Annotated in this window: 6 protein-coding genes and 2 pseudogenes; 6 read left to right on the forward strand and 2 right to left on the reverse strand. The window is 60.7% G+C overall.

What is annotated here, in order from left to right; genetic code table 11:
• Positions 1–547 (reverse strand): peroxiredoxin-like family protein (locus AC01FP_RS15120; RefSeq protein ID WP_474481486.1); only part of this gene is annotated, 547 nt, incomplete at its 3' end.
• A 251-nt stretch (positions 548–798) separates the two neighbouring features.
• Between AC01FP_RS15120 and AC01FP_RS15125 the strand changes: the two are divergent.
• The 6 genes and pseudogenes from AC01FP_RS15125 to AC01FP_RS15150 all read left to right on the forward strand — a co-directional run bounded on the left by AC01FP_RS15125 (position 799) and on the right by AC01FP_RS15150 (position 7111).
• Positions 799–1791 (forward strand): annotated as a pseudogene (locus AC01FP_RS15125) (cytochrome P450).
• The gene (locus AC01FP_RS15130) at positions 1779–2831 is read left to right on the forward strand and encodes an SDR family NAD(P)-dependent oxidoreductase (RefSeq protein ID WP_474481478.1); all 1053 of its coding nucleotides are present in this window, start codon (positions 1779–1781) and stop codon (positions 2829–2831) included. Before AC01FP_RS15125 ends, AC01FP_RS15130 begins: the two are co-directional and overlap by 13 nt.
• Before the next feature lie 1010 nt (positions 2832–3841).
• A complete protein-coding gene (locus tag AC01FP_RS15135) occupies positions 3842–4465 on the forward strand; it encodes a DoxX family protein (RefSeq protein ID WP_474481480.1) in 624 nt (207 codons plus the stop codon).
• 28 nt (positions 4466–4493) lie between these two features.
• Positions 4494–5057: a pyridoxamine 5'-phosphate oxidase gene (locus tag AC01FP_RS15140; protein ID WP_474481481.1), complete on the forward strand. Its 564-nt coding sequence runs from the start codon at positions 4494–4496 to the stop codon at positions 5055–5057.
• Positions 5058–5218: 161 nt separating this feature from the next.
• Positions 5219–5344, forward strand: a complete 126-nt coding sequence (locus AC01FP_RS15145) for a hypothetical protein (protein ID WP_474481482.1) — start codon at positions 5219–5221, stop codon at positions 5342–5344.
• Positions 5345–5563: 219 nt separating this feature from the next.
• Positions 5564–7111: an FAD-binding domain-containing protein gene (locus AC01FP_RS15150; protein WP_474481484.1), complete on the forward strand. Its 1548-nt coding sequence runs from the start codon at positions 5564–5566 to the stop codon at positions 7109–7111.
• A gap of 5 nt (positions 7112–7116) precedes the next feature.
• Here AC01FP_RS15150 and AC01FP_RS15155 read toward each other — a convergent pair.
• Positions 7117–7326: pseudogene (locus AC01FP_RS15155) on the reverse strand (carotene isomerase); the annotation flags it as partial.

Below are 7326 nucleotides of genomic sequence, written 5' to 3' on the forward strand. Positions count from 1 at the left end.
TGAGGAAGTCGTCGCATGGCACGTAGGTGCGCCAGTGGCCCAGCACCTCGCCCATGTTACGCAAGCGGACCGTGGCCAGCTCGAATGGGCGTTGGAATCCTGTCCCGCCGGCCCTGGCGAAGAACGAACCCTTGATCGGCGGCAGGGGGCCGGCCTGGATGGTCTCATCGTCGGCGATTCGCTGGGGAGCTGCTCGATCACCCGTGTAGCCGCGCAACACCTCGGCCAGGGTGCCGGGGGAGCCGATGCCGGCACACATCAACAGCAGGTTCGGCCAGGGTCCGCCCAGCTGCTGCAGGCCTTCGTAGAGGCCCAGGGCACGGTGCAACTGGGGGTCTGCATCTACCAGCAAGCGCTCGCGGGGAAAGCCTGTGAACTGGCAAAAGCGATCGGCTCCGGCGGCCTGGCCGATGCCGATTGCCAGCACCGCGATGCCAGCAGACTCCAGTTGCGGCAAAGCGGGGACCAGGGCCTGGGCGTATTCGATGCTGTCGAAATCCCCCAACTGGGGTAGGAGCACCACCAGGCGGCGCTGACCCGGCCCCATCCCCGCCACGCCAGCCAGGCGCGCCAGCAGCTCAGCGGCGGCCCTGGGTTTTGGCTCGGCGCCCCTGGGTTTTGCCTCGGCGCCCGGAGTAGTTGGGCTCGATTCGGTGCTGGTCACGGGGATTGGGGCGCTCAAGGAGCATCCATCGTGGCGCGATGCCGGCTGCGATCCGACAACCTGGAATCCCCTCTGGAGAAGCCTGGTTTTCGCCCAATCCCGCCGCCCTGCGGCCCTTGCCAACCACGCCTGCCGTGAGCGGAGTGCTCGAAACCCTCTCCTTCCTGCGCGATCCCGATTTCGCCCGCTCCCGCTTCGAGCGCTATGGCGATGTCTACGGCACCACCCTGCTGGGGCAGCGAACCGTATTCATCCGTGGCAGAGGGCGATCAACGACCTGTTCGCCCAGGCAGATGCCCTTGAGGGCTGGTGGCCAGACAGTGTACGCAAGCTGCTGGGCCAGCTGTTTGCCTCAGCTGCTTTGAAGCGATAAGCCTAGCGATCGTTGAGCTGGTCGATGACCTCCAGCGGGAGCTGCTGGCTGAGCCAGCGCCAGTGGCCCTGGTGCCAAAGCTGAGACACTTTGCCTTCAGCGTGATTGCCAGCACGGTGCTAGGGCTCGATGGTGTCGATCGCGAGGTTTTATTTGAGGATTTCGAAACCTGGTGCCGGGGCCTCTTCTCCTTGCCCTTTGACCTGCCGGGCAGCCCCTACGCGCGAGCTCTTCAGGCCCGCCAACGCCTGCTGCGCCGTCTGGGTGCCGTGCTCGAGAAGGCCCAGGGCGCCGCTGCAGCCGGAGCACCCCTGGCCGCTGGCGGGCTCGATCTGCTTGCTGGTGGCCTGGATGAAGCCGGTCTGCCCCTGGGTGACGACGACGTAGCCGAGCAGCTGCTCCTGCTGCTGTTCGCCGGCTACGAAACCACCGCATCTTCCCTGAGTTGTCTGCTGCTGAGCCTGCTGCAAAATCCCTCTGAATTGGACTGGCTGCAGCAGGAGCTCGACGGCCTGTCCTGGCCGCCGGCCCAGGGGGAGGAAATACCGCTACGGCAGCAAAGAAGAGGATCTGGAGGCTTTCCGGCCCCAGCGCCATCTCTGCGGAGAAAGCACAGCCTCCCTGCTGCCCTTCGGCGGTGGGGAGGCTGAAACAGCTGACCCTGGTGCTGGAGCCGGAGCAAGACCTAACGCTCAAGGTCTTTCCCAGCCCATCCCCGCAGGATGGGCTTCTGGTGCGGCCGTGCCTGCGCTGAGCGAAAAGCTGGTCGAACAGCTGGGGCAACAGAATGAGATGGTGCCGGGAACAGGAGCCATGGTGGTTAAGGAGCCCAGTGCCGGAGTGAGCCGCCACATCCTGCTCACCGGTGGCAGCTCCGGGATTGGTTTTCAGGCAGCGGCCCTGCTGCTTCAGGCCGGTCACCGCCTCACCCTGCCCTGCCGGGATGGGAGCACCGCCGCAAGTCTGCGCGTGCGTCTGAGCGGCCCGATTGACACACCCATCTGCGACCTGGCTGATCTGGGCAGCATCGAGCTCTGCGCCCAATCCCTGCTGGCAGCTGAGGAGCCGATCGACACATTGGTGCTCAACGCCGGTCTGCAGTACAGCGGCGAAGCCAAGCCCCGCTGGTCGGCCCAGAGGTTCGAACTCACCATCGCCGTGAACCACCTGGGCCACCAGGCTCTGCTGCAGCAGCTCTTGCCCCTGCTGCTGCAGGGCACCGCACCTCGGCTGGTGGTCACCTCCTCAGAGGTGCATGACCCCACTAGCGCCGGAGGGAAGGTGGGGCTGCCGGCCGGCCTCGGCGATCTTGCTGGTCTGCGCCAGGGCCCTGGGGCGCTGATGCTCGATGGCAGCGGCAGCTTCAATGCCGAGAAGGCCTACAAAGACAGCAAACTCTGCAACCTCTTGATGGCAAGGGAGGCGGAGCGGCGGCTTAGGGAGCAGGGAATGCTGCTGCCGGTGCTCGCCTGGAGCCCCGGGCTGGTGATCCCGCGCAGCGACGCAGGCTTCTTCCGCTATAGCCGCAGCCACAACCCCTTTGCCCAGGCACTCTTTGCCATGGTTGCCCGCGACCTGCTGCGGCTCACCGAAACTCCCCAGAGGGCTGGGGCCCTGCTGGCTGGGTTGGCCAGCAGGGTTCCGCAAGCGAGTGGCTTCGAATACCTGAGCAACCGGGTGTTGGGTCCCGGTCGGCTGCGTTTTGAGGTCAGTAAACCCAGTGCCGATGCCTGCTCAGACAGCCTGGCTCGGCAGCTATGGGATCTCAGCGCCCAGGTCAGCATCTCTCGATAGCGACCAGAACCGAGCTGCGAAGACGCGGCAAGCCGCAAGACCACGTTTCACATTTCTTCATATTATAATTTGCAAAAGCAAATTTATTGATGAACGACTTTTTGGCAGCCATCTACTTGATTTTCTTTGCGATCATTGCTGGCGGTGCTTTTGCATTGATGTCCCAAAACTTGCGTAGTGCCCAGGGGCAAGGCTCTTCTCAGCCACCTAGCAGGCGGGGCAGGGTTCACCCGGAGGCTCCCCGGCCGGGCGAAGAGGTGCTTTACGTCGACTTCAGCAGGGAGCGCTTAGAGCAGCTTTTTCAGCAAACACCCTGAATTCTGTCATTTTCCGATCTTTTGACTCGTCCTGAGAAACTATAGGGACCTAGAAGCAAGCGCCCAGCCTGCCTAATACTTTATAGTATTTATGCAAGAATACTTTTTTGCTTTATATTGATTGGAGCCACCATTGACGCACAGAATTTTTCGAACCGCAATTGCATTAAAATATCTGGTAGATTTTGCAGGATTAGCGCAAATCGCTGATGTGGCAGTTTTCTAATAAGCGCAGGAGTAATCGTCTGGCAACTGGAAGCAATTGCTTAGGAGGTGTATACCAAGTAATACGATGCCAATATTTGTTCTAATTCAATTGCCTAAATGGGAAGTTCCGATTCAGTCTCTGCTCCAGCAGCCGGTGGTTATTGACCTGACTGATCCGCGGGTGAAACATCTTCAGTGCCATCTGGAAAGTGGCATGCAGAACCTGACAAACCATCAAAGCGCCGGAGCCGGCCACTCCAAAGCACCTCAGGCAGTAGGAGTTGAGACGCTGGCCTACAGGTGTAGTGCTAATGCCGTATGCAATTTAATTTCGCGGCCTAGCACCCCAGCGAGCCCAAGGGGCCACTTCACGTTTCTTCATCAAGTTTGCCAGCATTGGGTCAGGTAATTCAATCCAGCATGACTACCCCCCTGCTTCTAGAGCTATTCGGAGGCTTCTTGGCCGCCTGCATGGCCCTCTGGTTTGTGGCCCTCAGCCGCCCTGCCTACCAAGAGGCAGCTACGGAACGACCTGTTAACGCTGTATCCAACTCAACTACGATCACCCAACGAATCCTGTCGGCGCTTGAGGTTTATTTGTTGCGGCCGGGCGCTGTTGCCTCGCTTGGACTGCTGTTACTTCGCTTAGCCGTTGGAGTGATGATGATCCACCACGGCCATGAAAAGCTCGCCGATCCCCAGCAATTTGCCAACACTTACGTGGCGTCGCTGCACTTGCCTTTCCCGCTGTTTTTTGCTTATGCAGCCGGCTTCTCTGAGCTGATTGGCAGTTGGCTGGTAATTCTGGGCTTCTTAACGCCCCTAGGAGCTCTAGCCCTCACCGGTACCATGACGGTGGCTGCCTACCAACACATCATGACCGCAGGGCTCAACATCTATGTCTTAGAGCTGGTGGTTCTATACCTTGGCGGCAGTCTATCCCTGTTGCTTGTTGGGCCAGGCCGTTTTTCCTTTGATGCAGGCATGCTCCGAGGCTTGCTTCTGCAGCCCTCCGGTCGTTCCAAATCAACAGCATTCGCTCCCGACGAGCGGCTCTCAGGACTGACCCCGGCCTATGTGCCCATATCAACCAGCAACTCGATTCTCTGAATTAATTGATTGGCTGCGCGGTGCAGTGATGGAAAGTCTTCCCCCCTGGCGTCCTTTGCTGCGCGCCGCCCAGCAGCGGGAGGGGCGATCACCAAGCTGCCGCTGGCTGCAACTTGCCACGATTGCCAGCGATGGCACTCCCAGAGTGCGCACCTTGGTATTTCGCGGTTGGTCCGGTCCTGCGGTTTTGGATCTTCTGACCGATGGCCGCAGTGCTAAAGCCGGTGAGTTGCAAAATTCAGCCGACGTGGAGATCTGCTGGCTTTTACCCCGGGCGCGTAGCCAATTTCGATTGCGGGCAAAGCGCGTTGACCTTACGGCTGCCGAGCTGCAGCGCCAGCGACAGCAGCATTGGATCAACCTCACTTCATCCGGTAGGGCCTTATGGGGCTGGCCAGAGCCAGGAAGGACCTTCGAGCCGGAAGCTTCCTTTCCCAGCGAGCTCGACGAAAGCACACCCATACCCAGTCATTTCGACCTGCTTAGCTTTGGCGTAAGTCAAGTCGAGTTGTTGGAACTTTGTGGACAACCCCACAGACGACGGCGCTGGCTCGCTACCACCACTTGGTCAGAAGAGTTGCTAAACCCTTGATTTGGCCAATTGGGGTGTGCTCCACCGCAAATCCTCCATACGTAGTAAGTTAAGGTCGCTACTTCCGCATCTGGATGCGAATAACGCAATGTCAAGGTGAGCACCTGATTGCCTTAACGGCATCGGAAGCTTCCCGTTTGGTTGATGCATGTGCTCTTTTGGTGCTCGCCTCTGAGGCAGCTCCCCAGTCGGCCCTGCCTCCTGAAATGGCCGCCCTATTGGGTCAGCTGTTTGACGGACTCAAATCTGCCACCGAAATTCCCAAGCCAGCCCAAAAGCAGCCCTGAGGGCCTCACGTCATCGCAATCAACCGTTTCGCCGCGCCGCAATGGTTTGTTGCAGGCTCAGCTGAGCAGTTAAGCAGTTGATGAAATTTAGAAACTGCAGCAGCAGCCTCATCCTTTCGGAAAATCCCAGAATTCCCAAGGCTTAGCTGCTGCTGGGGCAGCCTGCATCCCTGCTGACGGATTGATTAGCTTCCCTGCGCGGTAGAAGCCTCCGACGCCATGGGGTCCCTGCAAATCGTTTGGTTCAAGCGCGATCTACGCAGTTTTGACCATAGGCCCTTGCTGGAGGCTTCGCTGCGGGGACCAGTGTTGCCGCTCTACGTAGTGGAGCCCGATCTTTGGCGGCAGCCAGACAGCTCCAGGCGGCAGTGGGACTTCTGCCGCGAATGCCTGGTAGAGCTGCGCGGAGCCTTGGCCGGTCTCGGTCAGCCGCTTGTTGTGCGCATCGGCTCTGTGGAGCAGGTGCTGGAGCGGGCCCGCCGCCAGTTGGGTATTTCTGGGTTGTGGAGCCATGAGGAAACGGGCAACGGCTGGACCTACTCCCGCGACCGACGTGTCGCAGCCTGGGCACGCCAGCACGGCATCGAATGGCAAGAGTTTCCACATTTCGGTGTTACACGGCGCCTTGCCCGGCGCACGGGCTGGGCCAAGCGCTGGGAGGAGCGCATGGCAGAAGAACTCACTACCGCGCCGGCCCGGCTCACCCCGCTGCCCCGGCTTGACCCCGGGCCCCTGCCCTCGGCGGCGGATCTGGGCCTGGAGCCCGATTCCTGCCCGGGCCGGCAACAGGGGGGACGATTCCAGGGGTTGGCAACCCTTGCTTCCTTTTTGAATCAGCGCAGCCGCACCTACCAGGTGGGACTGTCGAGCCCCAATACGGCTTATGCCAGCTGCTCGCGCCTTTCGCCCCATCTCAGCTGGGGCAGCTTGTCGTTGCGAGAGGTGGTGCAGCAAAACCGTTTACGCCGTCAAGCCCTTGCGGCGGCTCCCTGGCGGCGCTCCCTGCAGCGCTTTGATGAGCGCTTGCACTGGCATTGCCATTTCATCCAGAAGCTGGAAAGCCAGCCGAGCTTGGAATACCTGGAGCTCCATCCCCTCACCGCCGGCCTGCGGGAGAGTGATAGCGATCGCCTGGCGGCCTGGGCGGAAGGACGCACGGGATTGCCTTTTGTGGATGCCTGCATGCGAGCGCTGAATGCAACGGGCTGGCTGAACTTCCGCATGCGGGCGATGCTGCTGTCGGTTGCCAGCTATCAGCTGTGGCTTCCCTGGCGCGAGAGCGGCCTGCATCTTGCTCGTCAATTCGTTGACTACGAGCCGGGCATCCATTGGAGCCAGTGCCAGATGCAATCGGGCACTACCGGTATCAACACGATCCGCATTTACAACCCGCTTAAGCAGGGCTTAGACCACGATCCTAAGGGGGTGTTCATCCGCGGCTGGGTGCCCGAGCTGGCCGACGTGCCGGCGGTGTTCTTGCACCAGCCCTGGATGATGGATGCCGCCACCCAGGAGTGCGCCGGTTGCCGAATTGGCGCCGACTATCCCGCGCCGATTGTTGATTGGGATGCGGCAGCGGCATCCGCCCGCGACCAGATCTGGGCTTTGCGAGGTCAGCAAGGCTTCGCGGCTACGGCCGATGCCATCCAGCAACGCCATGGTTCGAGGCGGTCCGGATTGCGGGCTTCCAACAGCAAGCGCCAGGGCAAGGTGCCTGTAGCCCAGCTCAGTCTCGATCTAATGGGAGACACCTGCTTAGGTGAGTGATGCTCTTATCCCGTTACAATCCTGTCGAGCATTTCTCTTTGTTGGCGAGCACTCACGAAGCGGTGAGCGGCCATGGCGCCGCTCACCGCCACGGGCGGAACTCCGATACCAGGGAATACACCGGCACCGCAGAGAAATAGGTTTTCGAATGGCGTCTCACCCCCTGGAAATGGGCCCTTATCTGCCGGCCAGGCGGGCCCGTAGCTTCCTCGTTT

This window comes from Cyanobium sp. NIVA-CYA 375, assembly GCF_056108345.1.

Bases quoted from the DNA above. Each gene is read 5' to 3' on its own strand.
- AC01FP_RS15150 (WP_474481484.1), top strand. From the start codon at position 5,564: ATGGGGTCCCTGCAAATCGTTTGGTTCAAGCGCGATCTACGCAGTTTT.
- AC01FP_RS15140 (WP_474481481.1), top strand. From the start codon at position 4,494: ATGGAAAGTCTTCCCCCCTGGCGTCCTTTGCTGCGCGCCGCCCAGCAG.